The following is an 18,625-nucleotide window of genomic DNA, read 5'->3' as shown; positions in this document are numbered from 1 at the left end:
AACGGATAGGTCACTATGAAACACAAACTCGTTTTACTCTCATTTTTGTTGGCAACCACTGCCAGCGCACAGGCCGAATGGTTTTTGCGCGGCACGCATAATGCGTGGGCAGCAACCCAAATGAACCCTGCGGGCACCAATACGGTGGAACTCACGAATGTGGTTTTTTCCGCAGCAGGCAGTATTAAATTTGATCGCTACGGCAACTGGGCGGAAAGTTATGGAGTGGGCGGCCTTAACGGCAGCAATATTGCCGTAGCCCAAGGCACCTGGAACATCAAGTTTTATACCGACACCAAAAACTGGAATATCAGTGCGGTAACGCCTCCGGCGGCGTATCACTTGCGCGGTACGTTCAATGGTTGGGCAGAAGGCACCTTGTTAACCCGCGTCGGCACTAGCGATGTGTACGAAAGTTGCCAGCAATTTGTAAGTGGCGACGCCACTGGCGGCCCACGTTTTAAGGTGGACCCGAATGGCGGTTGGGGCAGCGATGCAGTGCCCGCAGCGGATTACACAGTTGCCGCTGGTTGGGTAAAAATCACTTTTAATGCGAGTTCAAAGGCAATCACCACCCAGCAAAATCTTGCGGCCAATTGTGGTAGCGCTACCACGTCGAGTTCGACATCCACCTCAAGTTCATCCTCGTCTATTTCCAGTTCATCCAGCGCACCGCTCATCCCGTTCCACTTGCGTGGCACCCACAATGGTTGGGCTGAAGGCGACCTGTTTGTAACACCAGCGGGCACAAACCAGCTGGAAACTTGCCGTAACTTCACTTCTGGCGACGCCAATGGCGGGCCGCGTTTCAAGGTGGATCGCAACGGCGCTTGGGGTGCAGATGCTTTCCCGGCAGCGGATCAAAGCGCGAGCGGTTGGACGCGCATCGTGATCAATACCAACACTAACAGCCTTGTTAGCGTTACCACGAATATGGCCGCTGATTGTGGTGCGGGCAGTTCCAGCTCTGTGTCTTCCTCTTCCTCCAGCAGCTCAAGCAGCAGCGTAGCCGTGGCTGATGATTTCCGTGCACGTACTATGTACTTTGTGTTTGTGGATCGCTTTGCCAACGGCAATACCAACAATGACAACGGCACCAACCCTGTTGCGACTTCTGCCGTGAAGGGTGCGGGTGTTCAAAGCGAGTGGAAAAAGTATTGGGGCGGCGATATTGAAGGCTTGATCTCCAAGCTCGATTACTTGCAAGCATTGGGTGTGACCGCGATCTGGGTAACGCCGCTGGTGGATAACATCAATGTGGGCAACGAAGGTGGCTACCACGGCTACTGGGCGCGGGATTTCTACTCTGTCGATGAGCATCTGGGTGACTGGGCGTTAGTGGATGAGCTGGATGCCCAAATGGAAGCCCGTGGTATGAAGCTGGTATTGGATATCGCCCTCAACCACTCCAACCAGGACGACCAATACGAATTCGGCGCGCTTTATAAAGAAGGTGCATTTATCACCGATTTCGCCAGTGGCAAAAATACCTGGTACAACGGTAACGGCGCGATTTCCGATTGTGGCGATACCAACCCGGCCACTACCTGTAATGGTGAGTGGGATGATCCCTGGTCGTTCCGAAACAAGAGCCTGTTCAACCTGACCGATTTCAAACACGGCACAACCAGCAATTCATTGGCGGATCAGTACTTGATCGACGCGGCGCTCAAGTGGATGGACCACGGTGTGGATGCCTTCCGTATCGATGCGATCAAACATATTGAGCCAAGCTTCATCAACCGTTTCAGTGCCGCTGTGCGCGCGAAAAAAGCCGACACCTATATTTTTGGTGAGTGGTACAACGCCGGTGCGGGCGATGCAGTTTCGATGGGCTTCCTTAATGAGCGTCGCGGTTCTGAACTGCTCGACTTTAAATTGCGCGATGCGATTGAAAATGCAGTGGCTGGCAATAGCACCATGATCAATCTGAGCAGCCACATCAGTTCACGTGCGGGTGCGATGAATGGGTTTGAAGACTTGCAAGCCATTTTCCTCGACAACCACGATGCCACCCGTACCAGTGTGTACCTGCAAACCTCGGGCATTACCAACCGTGGTCAAGGTAAGGGGATGAGTAAAGCCTTTGCCGATGCACGTCAGGATTTGGGCATGGCTTTGGTAATGACCTTACCCGGTATCCCGACTATTTATTACGGCTCTGAGCAAAACGTTACCTGGTTTACTGCAAACGCCGATGGTCAGGTAGGACACGACCCTTACAACCGCGAGCAGATGCCATCCTTCAGCCAGACCACGGCGGCGTTCAATATGATCAGTGCTTTGTCTGAGCTGCGTAAAAATAGCCCCGCTATACAGCGCGGTAGTTATGCCGAGCGTTGGGTGAGTGCCGACGTACTGGTATTCCAACGTCAGGAGGGCAGTGACTGTGCGGTGGTGGCCGTAAACCGTGGTGTATCTACTACTATTACGGTTCCCAACCTCTGTCTGGCAAACGCTGCTTACACCAGTAAAGTGGGTAGCGATGTGGTGAACGTGACCAGTGGTAGCGGTACGTTTAATCTGTCGCAAAATGAGGTGGTTGTGCTTCACTAAGGTGGTTTAAACCCCGTGAACAGAAAAGGGCGCTCCCTGTGGAGCGCCCTTTTTTTATGCTGTCGCCCTTGCTTCTGCTGATCAATCAGTGCCGATGTAAGTTTTGCCTAAGCTGGCACTCTGTGTTTATTTTTTAGTCTGCACCAATTTGAATTTTTGCGTGTTGTTTCTTTAAGGGACGGCAGGTGTTACTGCGCAAGAAAATAAAAAATAATTGTCACCCCCCTTAACAAATTGCGTATCACTTGGTTTTTTTTGTTACCTCAAAAGTGGGATTTTTTTATTGGCAAAGGTTCGATTATTTTTTTAATTTTTTTGCTACGGTTTTTGGTTTTTTTAAGCGACAAGCCCCCGATTGTAATCGCAGCAGCGCTTTATATACTGGTTCTCGCTGCAGCGACTGAAAGTAATTCCCTTCCTAATTCACGAGTAATAATAATCATGAATAACGTAACTCTATTGAAAAAAAGTGCTTGGGTGGCCTTGGCCTGCCTTGGGTTGTCCACCTCGGCGGGTGCCGTAGTATTTCAAGCTGAAAATTACAACGCTTTTTACGACACCACACCGGGCAATACCGGTGGTGCCTATCGCGGTGATGCAGTGGACATTGAGGCCACTAGCGATACCGGTGGCGGTTATAACGTAGGTTGGATCGCCCAGGGCGAGTGGCTTGCCTATAACAACTTAACCATTCCCACCAGTGGCAACTACACAGTGCGTATGCGAGTAGCCTCCGCTTCTGGTGCCACTGCTTCAGTGGATTTGAATGGCGGTACGATTCAATTGGGCAGTTTTGCTATTCCCGCGACTGGTGGTTGGCAAAATTGGACCACCGTTAGCCGCACGGTAAATTTGAATGCCGGCACTTACAGCCTGGGCGTGTTTGCACAAACCGCGAATTGGAATTTCAACTGGATCGAAGTTGTCGCCGAGGGTACCAATAACCCCAATTTACCCACGGCTTATTCTGGCTATACCGGGGTCTACTCGGGTTACACCTTAAAGTTGGATGAACGTTTCAATAGCCTCAATACCGCAATTTGGGCGAAGGGAGATGGCGCTGTAGGTGGTGAATCTATCTGCCGCTTCCAACCTCAAGGTGTGCAAATCGTAAATGGTAATTTGGAGTTGGTGGTGCGCAATGAATACGTGCCCGGCAGTTATTCCTACGATCACAAATCGGAGAAAGGCCCCTACAACTATTCATGCGGAGAATTGCGCACGGTACCTTCCAAACGTATCAAGTACGGCCGCATCGAGGCTCGTATAAAAGCTCCAGCGCGCGCAACCGCGACGGGTTATATCTCCTCCTTATTTACTTATAAACACGAAGGCTCTCCGCGGGAGTGGGAAGAAATTGATGTGGAGCTGGAAGGTGGTCGCCCGGATAAATTCCAGGCCAACCTGATCTATGGGGTGAATGTGGTGGATTGGAACGGTACTCGCCAATGGGGCGCGTGGGAGCACAAAATTGATATAGCACCAGCAGACCAATGGCGCGTTTATGCGATCGATTGGACACCTACAGGTATCAAGTGGTTTGTAGATGGCGTGCTGGTAAAAACCTTGAATCAGGATTGGATCGACTGCAACCCATCCTGCGTGCCGCCCCAGGTTTCTTACACGCCGATTCCCAACGACCTGACCGAACTGATGATGAACTTCTGGATTCCTAACGATGGTATTCAGGATGCGTTTGGCGGTAACAAGTATGGCAACGTTTATCCCATGGTTACCCAGTACGACTGGGTTCGGATTTACCAGTTAAATAGCCATCCACTGACTAACTGGTAATCTGGGTAAAGCGATAAAGATTATTCAATGTATGTAGCGGCACGGGGTATTTACCGCGTGCCGTTTTTTTATGGGTGAAAAAAGTGGGGCAGAGTAGCTATCACTTAGTGTTGTTTGAGTGTTGTTTTGCCGTGGGGAATTCCCACTTAACTGTTTTTGTAGCGATGATTAATAAAAACAACAAAGTGGGACGATTTGTTGTGCAAGCCTAGGTAAGTTTAAGCCTGACTATTTGCTTGTCGCTAACAATAACCTGTAAACCGGATCTCCCTGATGGAAATTACTAACGAATTTACCCCCGAAGAATGCGCCACCATGAGCGATATCCGCACCGAGATTGATGTGCTCGACCGCGGTATTATCAGTTTGATTGGCCAGCGCTCTAAATATTTGGAGGCGGCGGTGAAGTTTAAAACCGCTGATGTAACGGTGCGTTCGCCTGAACAAATCAAAACCATGCTGCAACAGCGGCGCGAGTGGGCGAATGCCGAGGGAGTTAATCCGGATATTATTGAAAAAATCTATACCGATCTGGTTAACCATTTTATCCAGAGCGATTTACAACCTGTGCAGCCGGAGTAACTCCGGCGCTGTGGTGGTAGTGGGGCTTGAGCATGAGGTTTATCGCGAGCTGACCTGAAATTCCCCTGCCAGCTGGTGTAATTTGGTGGCAGTATTTTTCAGGCGATCCGAACTGGTTTGCAGGGCGCGCACCACTTTGCTCATGGTGTTGTTGGCGCTACTCAGTTCACGCACCTGTTCGCCGTGTTGCTGGCTGTTTTGGTCGATATGGTGAATGGTGTTAAACATACGTTCGACAATAGCGTGCAGCGGTGAATTGTCACTCGATGCCTCCTCCGCCAAACGCAAGCTGCGATCTACCCCGGCGACGCTGGTTTCCATATAGGCTGCCGCGCGTTGGGATTCACTGCGAATCGCTTCAATTTTTTCCCCGATTTCTTGCGCTACCCCCGCCGTGCGCGCCGCAAGGCTGCGCACTTCATCGGCCACCACCGAAAAACCGCGCCCGTGCTCACCGGCCCGCGCCGCTTCAATGGCGGCGTTAAGTGCAAGCAAATTGGTTTGGCTGGTAATGTCGCTGATCAGCGAAATCATATTGCCAATTTCAGCGGTGCGTTCATTCAGGGTGTGAATAGTGCGCGCGGAGTTATCCACCACATCGCGAATACTCTGGGTGCCGGTGCGCACCGACTCAAATTGGGTGCGCGCCTGCTGCACCACTTGCTCCATCATCTTTTTCATATCAGTCGCGGTGCCGGATGCATTACTGATTTCCTGCAACTGCTCGCTCACCAATAACAACATTTTATCCATCGCCACCGACACAGAAGTGGATGACTCGTTAGCGTGATTGTTGTGGCTTAACAACCGGTCACTATTTTTCATGACCTCATCAGCCGCGCGAATTACCTCACCGACAATATGATCCAGGTTGTCGATAAAACTGTTGGTCCAGCGCCCTAAGTCTCCGCTCTCATCGTTGGCTAATTTTTTAGTGTCCAGGCGCTGCTGCAAATTGCCACCACCCTCGGCGATGGCGTGAATTACTTCGGTCATTTTCCCCAACCGACGCGCCAGTTTGCGCGGCCCGCGCTGGTAAAAAATAAATCCGCCGATGCTTAATACCAACAGTGTCAGCGCGTTAATAAGGCTGTTGGGCAGGTTGCTGAAATAATCCAGTGCCAAATTAGTGGCGACACCGGCACCCACACAGGCGCTGTAAATACTCATCAATTTAAAACCGAGTGAACGGTGGCGATAAGTCTCTTCCAAATCCGCTTCACACATCATGCCCCAGGTGTCGGGCGAGCCTTGCAAATTAAAGGTCACACCTTTGCCTACCACCGGAATATGGCGATAGTCCGAGTAGCCGGGGTAGGTGACAAACAAATTGCTGCCTTTGCGAATGGTCTCGCGCACACCGGGGTGAAGTTGGTTGGTGGCAGGGTCGGTAAAACGAATTTCAAATTCGGTGTGCTGTTGGATTTTCACCGCACCCCAATTGGTGTGAATACCGGAGCGAAGGTTTTCACCATGGGAAAAGGTATTGTCTTCAAAACGCGAGCGGGAGAGGGCGGTACCACTTTTGATGGTTGGGTCAAACACCGACTTCACCATAAACAAATAGTTATCGCCGGACTCGCTAAAAATATGCCCCGCTTCACGTTGGATTAAATCGCCCAATACATCGTTGGGAATGCGCGCGCACAAACAGCCTTTATTGCCATCGCTCAGGGTGATAGGCAAATAAAACATCAGTGTGACCTGGTCATGAAACGATGAGCTGCGCTTGCCGATGGTCAGTGTTTGCGGGTCTTTGTAGGGGCCGTGTAAAAAAGCCTGTGACAAACCGGCGCTGACGGCGTTGGGCACCAAATCCTGTGCGCCGATCCGCGCGGCATAACTGGATGCGAGAGTTTTGCCCTGCCGGTCAATCACAAATAATTCGATGCAATCGCCCATAGAAGAAAGGCTTTTGCGCAAAATATTGTCGTAACTGTCATCTAACAATTGCAGCTGGCCACTGCAGGATTCCAATTGTGCCCACTGCCGTTTTACCCATTGCTGCAAAAGTTTAATCCGCGTGCTGGCGATGCTCTCAAAGGTCTGTTCCATGATGGGGTAACGGCTGCGGTTCAACCAGCAGGCCCAGCCCATGGCCAGCTTGCCGGTTTTACCAAACCATGGCAGCCAGGCGCGCTCGGCGGCAGAAAGGGGCATTAAAGCGCTTTGTAAAAAAGTCGGTTTGGACATGAATCGCGTCACTCGTCTTTGGGTAGTAGTAGGTTTTATCGCCGCCCATTACTGGCTTTTTCAGCTCTGACTTTCGAGGCGGTCACTGTCCTTGCAGGTTATTCGATGTGGTATTTGGTGCCATATGCAGAATATGCGCCATCTGACTACAAGCGAGTGATTATGCGAACTTGCCGGATAATTAAGGCTCTTTAATGGGGCGGTTATGGATTTATTTTGGTGCGCTTATTATTTATTTGCACCAAAAGTGTGATTTTTTTGGTGGGGGTATTTGGTGGGTAAGTACACAAGCCCACTATTAATAGGGCTTGTGTCACGTGGGCTATTTTTTATCTATGGATAAAAATGCCCGTTTATTGTGCTTTAAGTTTTTCGGCTAATGCTTTTAATGCGGGGTTGCTGTTAATCAATTCAACGCTGAGTTTGGTCATCACCTCGGCGCCATTTTTTTGGAAGTGGGTGCCGTCCGGCAATTGTGGGCTGCCGCCCATGGTTTCGGTGTAATAGGGGTTAACACGCTTATCCACCACCAGCCAATAACTTTTCCAGCCGGGGTCGCCAACCTGATTGGCAAACCGGATGCTTGCTGTACCTAAATCAATCAGCGGCAATTGTTCGGTGCGTGCCAAATCCATAATGGTTTGGCGGTAATCGCCTACAAATGCGTAGTTGCTGCCGGGCTTGTGCTGGGTAACATGGCTATGGACTACGGGAGTAGTTTGTTCACCCTTGGCATTTTTAATGCGCGCCGTAGGGGTGAATAACACCGGAATCGCACCGCGCTCGCGGGTGATGTTCACGTAGCGCTGCAGTGAATGATAAAAAGATAATTCTGGTTTGCCCGCAGGATGCTGGATTTTCCCCGCAGCATTGTTGGGGTAGGTGCACAGGTTTTGCACATCGGCAATGCCTCGCTCGGGGCGGGCGGAATTGCAACTTTGATCATTGTGGCCGTGGTTGATAAATACATAATCGCCTGGTTGGATAAGTTGCTCCATCTGTGCAAACCAGCGGCCGTTATAAAAATCCCGCGAGCTGCGGCCAGCGCGTGAACCTACAATTACTTTCACATTGGCTTCCGTTTTAAATTCCCGCTCCAGCATTTGTGCCCAACCCATGCGCGGGAAACGCAATTGTTCATACACGGCGGAGGTGGAATCACCCACCACAAAAATACGGATTGCAGCATTGCGGATGGCCTGCTGCTCAGCGCGAGCGCGGACAAAATCAAAGGGTTCGTAAGCGCCGCTATTCATCAACCCCACCAGCGGGCGAAAGCCCACATCGCTCAACGTGGTATGCCCGGTTTGACCGCTGTTGTTGTCGTAATTGCGGTTGTGGTTGAGCAAGCTGAGCATTTCCACCAGTTGTGCATTGCGGTGGATAGGGTAAGTGGCCGGGTCAAAGTTGGCGGTCTTGTTTACACCGGCAAGCGCCAGAGCCTGAGCAAAACCCTGCTGCATATTGCTGCGCGCCTGCGCGATAACGGCTGGATCCAGCGCATTAATTTTGGCGCTATCTACCCATTGTTGCGGGCCAATAAAACCTTGTGCGACGGCAACATCCGACGCTATGCGATCAGTCAGTGGGTTAATATTGGCTATTTGAGTTGGTGCCAGTTTTTCAATTACCGCTGCCAGACAAACGGGGCGTAGCTGTGCGTTTTGGTTGCAGTATTTTGCATCGCCGCCACTCACCACTGACACTAATAAGGGCGCTTGCAACGCAGTACGTGAAAACTCATATTCACCCTGCATATCGGTGATGGTGTGTAATTGGGTTCCCCTCGCATCAATCAGGGTGATTTTGGCGTTGGCGAGCGGTGTTTTTTCAAAGGCAATACCGCTAATACGGCTTTCGGGCTGGGTTGATTGGCAGGCAGAAAGGGCGCCGCAAAGGGCGAGCAATACAAAAGGCAATCTCTTCATAATGTTTAAATTCATTTATTTTAAAAACGAAAAAGCACACTCACACAACAAACTCATTTAAAGCCACTGTTGTTGGGGGGTGCTAATGATGAAGGAATTGTTAAATACCAGTGCCGAGCGCAGCGATTATTGTTTAGCTACGAGCTATCAGTGATGAGCTGTTTGTTATCGCTTGGGTATAACTTACCAATAAAATCAAAAAAATCCCACCGATAAAGTGTATAGAAAATTTAACGAACAAAACTACACAACAATATCGATGGGTTTACTCGACGAATGATGAATCGAAAATTATCGCGTTACCGGTTGGCGACCAATTCGTCGCCAAAAAAGCCCCGTTAAGGCTAGTGAAAATAAAACGAAGGGCACAGGTTCAGAAACAGTTTTGGATTCAAATGTCAGGTTGTCGATATAAGGGCCTGTGCGTAAGCTAAAAAGAGAGGAAATGTGCAGGCTTTTTATTCCTTCGGTTGCCGTGAAGGATATTAACTCCCCTGGAATGTAAGGTGTGCTGGTTTCTTCAGTGCCTTGCCATCCCGAACCTACATGAGTAAACAGATAATCATTTTCTCCATAAACTGCAATAAAAATAGCGTCTTCGTTTACGGAAAATGCATTGAAACTAATGAAGTTCGGCAGTGTTCCCACAAAACTCAATGAAATTCCGTTAAATCCCTGCACGCCATTGCGGTTAGTGCCATCGGGTAATACGCCGCCAATTAACCAGCTACTATCACCATTAAAAATTAATCCCTGTGACGCATATTCATTGCTGAGTACATGGCCACAAAGACAACCATCAAATGGTTCTGCTGGGAGCGCAGTAATGTCATCAAAATCGATAAAGACCGCATGTACGTGATGAGAAATTGTACTCATGGAAATGATCAACAGCGCAGATGCGATTGCAGATGATAGCTTGGGGTACAGATACGATTGGGTGAATTGTTTTGCCTTGGATACAAACATAAACGCCTCCTTCAAACTCATCAAAGTTAACAAAAACCAGCGGTTATTCCTGTTCCGGTTTTTGCAAGGTTAAGTACGTCGAAAATACAGCGTGTTCAATTTCTATTTCAGTGGGCGGCAGCTCGTGCCTGTCACAATCTGGCAGATCGTCTTGCCGTTGTATAGCGTTTTGTGTTGAAGGAAATATTTTGGCGGGGAAGTAATCAAAATTTTATTTACTATTGCGATGCAATTGAAATGAAATAATTTTTTTTGAAAATTTAGACGACAACATTACCTTCCTTGGCGTTGTTTTCATGAGCGGTATATTAATAGTTATTCGTTACTGCGCGGGAAATTCTGCGAATTACATGCGCTCCATTACTTCAATGCCCAACAAATCCAAACCTTGCGCAATGGTTTTTGCAACCAAATGGCACAAACGTAAACGGCTGTCGCGCAATTCTGGTGCAATGCCATCTTTCAAAATGGGGCAGGCTTCATAAAAACTCATATACAAACTGGCAATGTCATACAGATAAGTACAGAGCAAATGCGGCATAGCTTCGCGCGCAACTTGATCCAATACTTCGCTGAATTGCAGCAATTTAATCGCCAGGGTTTTTTCTTGCTCGGTGCCAATAATCAGCGCCGCTTGCAGCGACTCCGGGCTCACCCCCGCTTTGCGGAAAATACTTTGCACGCGCGTATAGGCGTATTGCAAATAGGGTGCGGTATTGCCTTCAAAGCTGAGCATGGATTCCCAGCTAAACACATAATCGTTAGTGCGGGTTTTACACAGGTCAGCGTATTTCACTGAGCCAATGCCCACCTTGCGGCCAATCTCGGCCACTTCATCGGCGCTGAGGTCAGTTGTTTTTTCGCTGACCAATGCGGTCGCACGCTCAACGGCTTCGGTTAATAACTCGGCCAGTTTTACTGTGCCGCCGGTGCGGGTTTTAAAGGGTTTGCCGTCGCTACCCATCATGGTGCCGAAGGCTAAATGTTCCAGGCTGACAGAATCATCTACAAATTTTGCTTTGCGTGACAGAGTAAATACTTGCTGCATATGCAGCGATTGGCGCGCATCAATAAAATACATAATGCGCTTTGCTTTTAACGTGTTTACGCGATAACGCAGTGCCGCTAAATCGGTAGTGGCATACAAAAAACCACCGCCTTGTTTTTGAATAATCACCGGCGATGGGTTGCCTTCTTTGTCGGCCAGTTCTTGCAGGAATACGACTTGTGCACCATCGCTTTCTACTGCAAGACCTTGCGTTTGTAATTCATTAACCAGCGGTTCCAAGTCGTTGTTGTAAAAACTTTCACCGCGCACATCGCTGTCTTTTAAGGTGACGTTGAGTTGCTGATAAATCTCGCTGGAGTGATGCAGGGAAATCGTTTTGAATTGTTCCCAGAGTTTTAACATCTGCGCGTCGCCACCCTGCAAACGCACGACATACTCGCGCGCTTTGTTGGCAAAGTTTTCATCGTCATCAAAATGTTTTTTGGCTTGCTGGTAAAACACTTCCAGATCTTTGAGTGCCATGGCTTCATCGCCCTTGGCTCCCAATTGCTCTTCAAGCTCGGCAATCAACATTCCAAATTGGGTGCCCCAATCACCCACGTGATTTTGGCGAATCACATTGTGGCCCTGGAATTCCAGCAGGCGCGCCAGTGAGTCGCCAATAATCGTGGAGCGCAAATGGCCTACGTGCATTTCTTTGGCGAGGTTGGGGCCGGAATAATCGATGACTATGTTCTGTGCATCCGCGACCTGCTCAACCTGCAGGCGCGCGTCGCTTTGCGCTTTGGCGATTTGCTCGCCCAACCACTCTGGGTTGAGGTCGATATTGATAAAACCGGGGCCGGCGATTTCCAGCTTTTCGGCTATGCCGTCTAACTCAAGTGCGGCGACAATTTTAGCGGCCAGCTCACGCGGGTTAGTACCCATCGCTTTGGCGGCGCCCATGGCACAGTTGGCTTGGTAATCGCCAAAACCGGCTTTTTTGCCGGGCGCAATCAGTGCGGGCAGACCAGCGGGAACGCCCACGGCAGTCATCGCAGCAAGGACTTTTTGATTCAGTAATTCGCGGATATTCATAAAGTAGGGGAATCGCTAGAGGCTAAAGAATTAAGGGCGAGAATTGTACCCGCCAGTGCTGGGGCTTGCCATCTTTTATCCGGGGGAGGCATGAGCGGCCCCCTTGGCTATACTCATCCCTGAACTTATTGCCAGTAATGAACCTATTACTATTGCCGAACATGTTTTTCACAGGATCTGATAATGACAGCCAATAACGACCCCCTAAGCTCTTGTTCACAAATTGCGGCCCAGCTTGACCAGCGGGTGCTTACCCTGAGTTTCAATCGCCCTGAACGAAAAAATGCACTGACCCTGGCGATGTATTCCGCGCTGGCGGAGTTAATCACTCATGCACAAAGCAATGCGCAGGTGCGCGTCATTGTGCTTACGGGCAGCGATGAGTTTTTTACCGCCGGTAATGATTTGATGGATTTTATGAATGAGCCGGATATTCACCCCAATCACCCGGTAGTGCGTTTTATCGATGCGTTGCGCTTGTGTAAAAAGCCCGTAGTCGCGGTAGTGCGCGGCCATGCGGTGGGTATTGGCACAACCATGTTGCTGCACTGTGATTTGGTTTATGCCGCTGACGATGCGCGCCTGCAAATGCCATTTGTGAATTTGGGCTTGTGCCCTGAATACGCCAGCAGCTATTTGGTACCGCGTTTGGTCGGCCAGCAAAAAGCGGCGGAGATTTTTTTACTGGGCGAAGCCTTTAGCGGCGCAGAAGCGGAAGCGATGGGCATAGTGACTAAAGCGGTACCTTGGGACGAACTCACCGAATACGCCCGCGAGAAAATCGCGCGCCTCGCGCAACAGCCACCCAGTGCTGTGCAGCGCAGTAAAGCTTTGTTACGTGCCGGTACGCTCGCCGCGGTAGAGGCATCGCTTAGTGCGGAATATGCCGGTTTTGCGGAGGGCTTGGCTTCTGAAGAATGTAAAGAATCGGTCACCGCGTTTTTTGAAAAGCGTGCGCCGGATTTCTCGCGTTTTTAATGCAATTGGTATTTATCACTGGAAATAATTATGGCTATTTCATTCGATTTCAAACATAAAAATGTACTGGTAGTCGGTGGCACCAGCGGCATTAATCGCGGTGTTGCTGAAACCTTTGCCAAAGCGGGCGCACGCGTTGCCGTAGTGAGCCGCTCACAAGAAAAAGTGGATGCGACCATTCAATCGCTAAAAGCCTGCGGCGCAGCTGATGCACGCGGTTTTGCCGCTGACGTGCGCGAAGTTGAGGCTATTAAATCCGGTATCGATGCTATCGCCGCCGACTGGGGCAAGTTGGATGTAGTGGTTTCAGGCGCGGCCGGAAATTTCCCAGCCTTGGCGATGGGGATGTCGCCCAATGGTTTTCGCTCGGTAATTGAAATCGACCTGCTCGGCACTTTCCATGTGATGCAGGCTGTTTATCCGCACCTGCAAAAACCGGGGGCTTCCATTATTAATATCTCCGCACCGCAAGCGGAGATTCCCATGGCAGGGCAGAGCCATGTATGCGCCGCCAAAGCGGGCGTGGACATGATTACCCGCACTTTGTGTCTGGAGTGGGGCGCAGAGGGCATTCGTATTAACTCGGTCATTCCCGGCCCGATCGATAATACCGAGGGCATGAACCGTTTGGCGCCGAACGAAAAAATTCGCGCGGCGGTGGTTAAATCTGTGCCTTTACAGCGTATGGGCAGCACGGATGATATCGCCAACGCCTGTTTATTTCTCGCGTCGGATTTTGCCAGCTATATCAGCGGCGCTGTCATTCCGGTGGATGGCGGTTGGGCACAGGGTGGGGCGGCGATGGTAGGGGCAGGCTTAGCGGAGATGCTAAAAAAATCCCCGGCGTGAACCGGGGATTTTGCGTGTTTTACTTGATGTAATGTTTCATTTCTTTTAGCGCGGGTTCTTGTTTCGTTGGTGTAGCTTGCGTGCTTCCACTTTTGAGACTGCGCCTGGTTGATGCTGTGAGCACTGCTTCTTCTGGGTAGCGGCTGTCAGTAAATTCCTGCACGGCCACTACACTGGTATTGCCCTCAGCATCCACTTTAATATTAAATACATGCCAGAATTCTTTGCTGTGATCACCGCTGGCTTCGCTGGGCGAGAACACAGAAATATTTCCGCGCAGGTTTAGCTCTACCCGAGCTGGTGAGTCGGCGATGGTGCCTGTACCGCCATACAATCTCACCACGTAGCGATAGGTTCCCGCATGGGGAAAGTCGGGTACGGTAACTACTTCCGGACCGAAGCTGGTTACGTCATCTACATCCAAATCAAAGACTACGCCATTGACCTCCTCAGTTTTATTCCCGAAGTAAACCTGATACTCCAAGTCACCTTCAATGTTGGGGATAAACCAGTGAGAGTCCAAATCATACGGATTTTCACCCCATGTAAGGGTAATGGTGGCCGAGCTTTCGGCTAATTGCAAACAGGCTTCGATGACGGTGTCTGTGCCGGTTGAGAAGATATTTACCGTATCGCTTTGCGAGCCGGAGATAGAGGTCAGCAGAATCGATGAGTTCATCCGTACTGGCAATACAAATGCCCCTGTGTCATCGCTATAACCAGTGCTTTGGCCGATGTAGTCGCGGCCACTGGCGACAATGCGCACGTTAGCTAACGGATTGTTATCGGTATCGCGCACGCAGCCACGCAAATTAACGGTTTCGTAAATACGGTCTGCATTCCAGGTGGTGAAGTGAGTGACGGTACCGCGATAGAAGTACTGCCCATCGACTTCCACAAGTGTTGCTTCACCTTCTTCTACCCAATAACCACTGGCTTCATCAAAATAAAACAGCGGAACTGTTTCGGGCGCAGTCCCTTCATTTATGCGGCTGGCCATGGGAATAGAAATAGTGGCGCTGGTGCCCGGTGCTAGTTGTAACAGGTTGCCCGCGGCATCGCGAAAACTGGCATCAAGAGCACCGAAGGATTCCATGAGGTTGATCGCACCGGTTTCGGGATCACGCACTTCATAGTTACCGGGCATAACCCCGGCGTCACCCGAAGGATCGATAATGGTTAACGAGGGGGTAATTGTGCCACTGGCTGGGCTGCCACTGGCCGTTACAAATGCATTTGCAGGCAATTCCACCAATGTTTGTCCATCTACCACAAGGCTTGCGGCGGAGCTGGCAGAAAAGGCAGTGCTGTAATTTGCTTCAAGCACCAAGGCCGAGCGATCTACGTTGGGTTGCTCTGCCGAATTGGAGAATACTTCGCTGCGGGTAGCAAAACCCTCACCCCAGGCATTCAATACAAAACGCTCCGCAATACCCAAACCTTCGATACGAAAGGTGCCGGTTTCGTCGGTTTGCGCGCTGGCAGTCATCAAACTCTCGCCTTCAGCAGTGAGGGCGGTCACGGTAATTTGGGCTTGATTGATGGGGGTGCCAGTATGATAGCTGCTGACATTACCGGTCAGTACGCCCAGTGGAGTGCAGCTAATACTAATGTTGCTGATATCGCTTTCCAGTGTGAATTGGCTAGCGCTTTCAATACTGCAGCGTTGGCGAAAAGGCGTTTCACTCAAATTGAGCGTTACCTGGGTGCCTTCTTGCAGTTGATTGGGAAATCTAAACGTACCATTTTCGTCGATTTCAAGCGTTTGACCGCCAGCTTGCAACGTCAGGTTTCCATCCAGACCAGTTACATTCCCGCCTAGCGAGTAACTGACGGTTGTTGATGATTGTGAGCTGGAGGAGCTGATTAAACTGCTTGAACTGCTCAAGCTGCTGGAATTAACCGAGCTGCTCAGGCTGCTAGAACTTGGCTCGGGGGTTTTGCTTCCGCCGCTGCTACCACCACAGGCTGTTAAAAACAGACCGGTGAAAATTGCGAGGCTCAGGGTTGTTGCTTTCATTAGAGGATTCCTTTTTAAACACAGTTCCAATGGGGGCGCTCTTCAATACCAAATCGGGTACTGAAGACGGGCGCGATTGTCGAGCAGATTGGTTTTTGTCGCAAGGGCTAGGGCTTGGCGATGAAAACAAAAAGCCCGCACAGTGGCGGGCATAATTGGGTGAGGAAGCAAAGCTCTGTTACCTGCTAATCATCATCCCCTAAATCCTCATCTTCCAACTCGATTTGACTGGCGTAAAACTCGCCGCTGATTGTATTGCCGCGGACTTCAATTTGCTGGTTGAGGGCGATCAGGTAGAAAGCGGTTGGCGTGAGCGGCTCGCCGTCACCGCCGGTAATTTGTGTGTCTGCGGTGGTGTAAATTTTGCGGCCAAAGAGAATGAAATAATCCGCCCCTATGCCGCTGATAACACCTTCAAATTCGCGCCCCTCATCGCCATCATCATCCACGTCACGACGTTCAATTTTGGTAGCGATGAACCCATCGGCAGTGGAATAACCTGTAACCTCCACTAGGTCACCAAGGTTTAGGCTGGCCAGATTAAAACGACGCACGTCCAATTGTTTATCCTCATAGCGGGTTTGTTTGTTGGTGCTGATGGCGATGCCGTCCACCTCGAGTAACCCGCTGATAATACCGTTGTTGTTGCCTATGCTGCTGCTCAGGTTGATAGCAGTGACGGTACCGTTAATTTTGTTGTTGCTGTCCTGCTCAAACTCCACGTCACTTGCCACCAGCGCACCGTTGCTATTTACCGTGCCTTCAACTTCTACCTTGGCGCCTAAACGCAGGTCACTGCGGGTGCCGTTTTCAAAGCGGGTTTGATTGGTGGTGGTGGCGCTTATGCCGTCCACATCAAAATCGGTGGCGGATGCAAAACGGGTAATAAAACCTTCTATATCGGCACTATCCAAATCCCGTGACAGGGTTTTGTTCAGGCCGATCACCAGGCTTGCCTGTAATTGGTTGTTGTTCATTACACCAATAACAGTGACCCGTGCGCCATTGATAAAACGGTTGCCTTCCAAATTGATGAGTTGCGCACCGCTGTAAACCACACTGGTGCCGTTCAGGTTAAAACTAGTACCGGTCAAGTTGGCAATTTGCCCAGTGAGCTGCAGTGATTCGCTGCTGGATAACTCAATGCGGCTAGCGCTGATGCTGCCATCGGCAGCCACGGCGCCGCTCACCAGAATGCGTTGCCCCAAGGTGAGGCCAGCGAGTGATGCGGGTTTAATGGCGGCATCAAACAGGGTGTTATTGGTGACCTGAATGGTTTTACCTAACACTACCAGGGTTTTAGCTGCCGGGTTGAGCGCGGTAATTTCACCCACAATGCTGGGGATAAATTCAATTTTGTCAGCGTTGGTTTTGCCGTTACGGGTGGTGCCAGTCACGCTCACGCGATAGCCCACTCGCAGTTCACTTTCCGTTGCGCGCTGGCCATTAATCAGCACCTCGGCATTGTCTGATTCATATTTAACGCCGTTGACAATCACGCTACCAAAACCGTCGATGGTGCCATTGGTATTGCTACTGGCAACCGGGGCGCCGCTACCGTCGATACCGGCGGTTTGTGAGCCGCCTGAACCACCGCAACTCGCCAAGAGTGCGGCAGTGAGCAGGGCAAAAAAGTGTCGGGGTATAAGTTGACGGGATACAAAAATCATTGCTGCTCTCCATCATCGTTTGCATCGCCTTCTGCTGGCGTTTCGGGTTCGATGAGATTGCTAAATAAATAAGCACCTACACCCAGGCGCCAGTGGGGCGCGTCGCTGGGTAGGTCAGTTTGTTCATGCTGGCTGAGCCAGGCGTCGATTCGCTCCAAAAAGGCCTGGCCTTCCTGTTCTACGAATTGCTGGAAATCGACGGCGGTATCCAGTGGCATACGGGTGTTACTGGCGCGCCGTTCAAAGCGCAGCGCCTGTTGCGCGCGCAGTGGGGCTGGCGCGCGCGCCGACAATTTTTCAGTATTGGCTTTGTAAATATTGTGATGCAGGGTGCTGCCAATATCTTGCAATACGCTACCCGCACGCAGCAGCGCACCCGGGTCAGATTGTGCAGGCACAAAATAGCGCTTGGTCGCAATCACCTTGTCATCGGCGAGGGTTTCGACCACGCCCACGCGTTTTAATTCTTTTAGCAGTGCACTGGCGGGAAAGTCGCCACCATAGCGCCGCACCAACAGCGCAAAACTCTGCTCTTCTCCTTCTACCTGAAGCGCTTGCGGTTGGTTCTGTGAAGTACAAAAATCCGGGTCTTGGTGCCAGGCGGATAACAGGCGGGTGAGTCGGTCTTGGTGCTGTTGGCTCTGCTCACTTTGCGTGTTGGATTGCATGGCTTCTTTAATGCGTGCAACTTCTTTGCGATCTATGCCGGTGAGCATAGCGACACGGGAGAGGTTAGTATCGCGCCCGCGAATACCAAATTCGTCGGTGGCGACTTGCACATAAAGTTGTTTGCAGATTAACGCCAGGTCTTTGTGGGTCACACCGTTGCGCAGCAATATTCCAATAATCGGCTCCATGAGTTGCCGACAAGCGGATAGTGCTGTGTCTTTGGGTGTGGTCATAAAGTTTTCGCTGGTAATCGTTGGGAATAGGGCTGCGAAATCTACCAGAATTAAACGGAAAAAACCCCCTGCGCCGCAGGTGCAAACGCAGAGGGAAA

Annotated in this window: 12 protein-coding genes; 5 read left to right on the top strand and 7 right to left on the bottom strand. The window is 50.5% G+C overall.

The annotated features are described in order from the left end of the window. The first annotated feature begins 15 nt into the window (after nucleotides 1–15). The 3 genes from NNX04_RS06770 to NNX04_RS06760 all read left to right on the top strand — a co-directional run bounded on the left by NNX04_RS06770 (nucleotide 16) and on the right by NNX04_RS06760 (nucleotide 4,932). Nucleotides 16–2,556, top strand: coding sequence for an alpha-amylase family glycosyl hydrolase (locus tag NNX04_RS06770; protein WP_261947897.1), 2,541 nt, complete (start codon nucleotides 16–18; stop codon nucleotides 2,554–2,556). Nucleotides 2,557–2,997: 441 nt separating this feature from the next. After that, nucleotides 2,998–4,350, top strand: a complete 1,353-nt coding sequence (locus tag NNX04_RS06765) for a carbohydrate-binding protein (RefSeq protein WP_261947896.1) — start codon at nucleotides 2,998–3,000, stop codon at nucleotides 4,348–4,350. Between the two features lie 273 nt (nucleotides 4,351–4,623). Then, nucleotides 4,624–4,932, top strand: a complete 309-nt coding sequence (locus tag NNX04_RS06760) for a chorismate mutase (protein WP_007642494.1) — start codon at nucleotides 4,624–4,626, stop codon at nucleotides 4,930–4,932. Nucleotides 4,933–4,971: 39 nt separating this feature from the next. On the opposite strand, the gene NNX04_RS06755 is transcribed toward NNX04_RS06760, so the two are convergent. The 4 genes from NNX04_RS06755 to argS form a co-directional block, all read right to left on the bottom strand. Continuing rightward, complete coding sequence (locus NNX04_RS06755) at nucleotides 4,972–7,125, bottom strand: methyl-accepting chemotaxis protein (protein ID WP_261947895.1); 2,154 nt, start codon at nucleotides 7,123–7,125, stop codon at nucleotides 4,972–4,974. A gap of 353 nt (nucleotides 7,126–7,478) precedes the next feature. Next, nucleotides 7,479–9,053 (bottom strand): GDSL-type esterase/lipase family protein, encoded by a 1,575-nt coding sequence (locus tag NNX04_RS06750; protein ID WP_261947894.1) that lies wholly within the window; start codon nucleotides 9,051–9,053, stop codon nucleotides 7,479–7,481. 291 nt (nucleotides 9,054–9,344) lie between these two features. Next, nucleotides 9,345–10,022: a hypothetical protein gene (locus tag NNX04_RS06745; protein WP_261947893.1), complete on the bottom strand. Its 678-nt coding sequence runs from the start codon at nucleotides 10,020–10,022 to the stop codon at nucleotides 9,345–9,347. Between the two features lie 346 nt (nucleotides 10,023–10,368). After that, nucleotides 10,369–12,108 (bottom strand): arginine--tRNA ligase, encoded by a 1,740-nt coding sequence (gene argS, locus NNX04_RS06740; protein ID WP_261947892.1) that lies wholly within the window; start codon nucleotides 12,106–12,108, stop codon nucleotides 10,369–10,371. 183 nt (nucleotides 12,109–12,291) lie between these two features. Here argS and NNX04_RS06735 point away from each other — a divergent pair, with 183 nt between their 5' ends. Both NNX04_RS06735 and NNX04_RS06730 read left to right on the top strand, forming a co-directional pair. Then, nucleotides 12,292–13,086 carry an enoyl-CoA hydratase gene (locus tag NNX04_RS06735; protein WP_261947891.1) on the top strand — a complete coding sequence of 265 codons (795 nt, stop codon included), beginning with the start codon at nucleotides 12,292–12,294 and terminating at the stop codon, nucleotides 13,084–13,086. 30 nt (nucleotides 13,087–13,116) lie between these two features. After that, the gene (locus tag NNX04_RS06730) at nucleotides 13,117–13,935 is read left to right on the top strand and encodes an SDR family oxidoreductase (protein ID WP_261947890.1); all 819 of its coding nucleotides are present in this window, start codon (nucleotides 13,117–13,119) and stop codon (nucleotides 13,933–13,935) included. A 19-nt stretch (nucleotides 13,936–13,954) separates the two neighbouring features. On the opposite strand, the gene NNX04_RS06725 is transcribed toward NNX04_RS06730, so the two are convergent. The 3 genes from NNX04_RS06725 to NNX04_RS06715 all read right to left on the bottom strand — a co-directional run bounded on the left by NNX04_RS06725 (nucleotide 13,955) and on the right by NNX04_RS06715 (nucleotide 18,527). Continuing rightward, nucleotides 13,955–15,955 carry a carboxypeptidase-like regulatory domain-containing protein gene (locus NNX04_RS06725; RefSeq protein ID WP_261947889.1) on the bottom strand — a complete coding sequence of 667 codons (2,001 nt, stop codon included), beginning with the start codon at nucleotides 15,953–15,955 and terminating at the stop codon, nucleotides 13,955–13,957. A gap of 185 nt (nucleotides 15,956–16,140) precedes the next feature. Continuing rightward, a complete protein-coding gene (locus NNX04_RS06720; RefSeq protein ID WP_261947888.1) occupies nucleotides 16,141–17,625 on the bottom strand; it encodes a DUF5666 domain-containing protein in 1,485 nt (494 codons plus the stop codon). Beyond that, nucleotides 17,622–18,527, bottom strand: a complete 906-nt coding sequence (locus NNX04_RS06715) for a DUF6502 family protein (protein ID WP_151057039.1) — start codon at nucleotides 18,525–18,527, stop codon at nucleotides 17,622–17,624. Before NNX04_RS06715 ends, NNX04_RS06720 begins: the two co-directional genes overlap by 4 nt. Between the last annotated feature and the right edge of the window lie 98 nt (nucleotides 18,528–18,625).

It is taken from the genome of Cellvibrio sp. QJXJ, from assembly GCF_024452345.1.
Lineage (GTDB): Bacteria > Pseudomonadota > Gammaproteobacteria > Pseudomonadales > Cellvibrionaceae > Cellvibrio.
The sequence above is the reverse complement of the archived record's forward strand: the minus strand, read 5'-3'. Positions and strand labels throughout refer to the sequence as shown.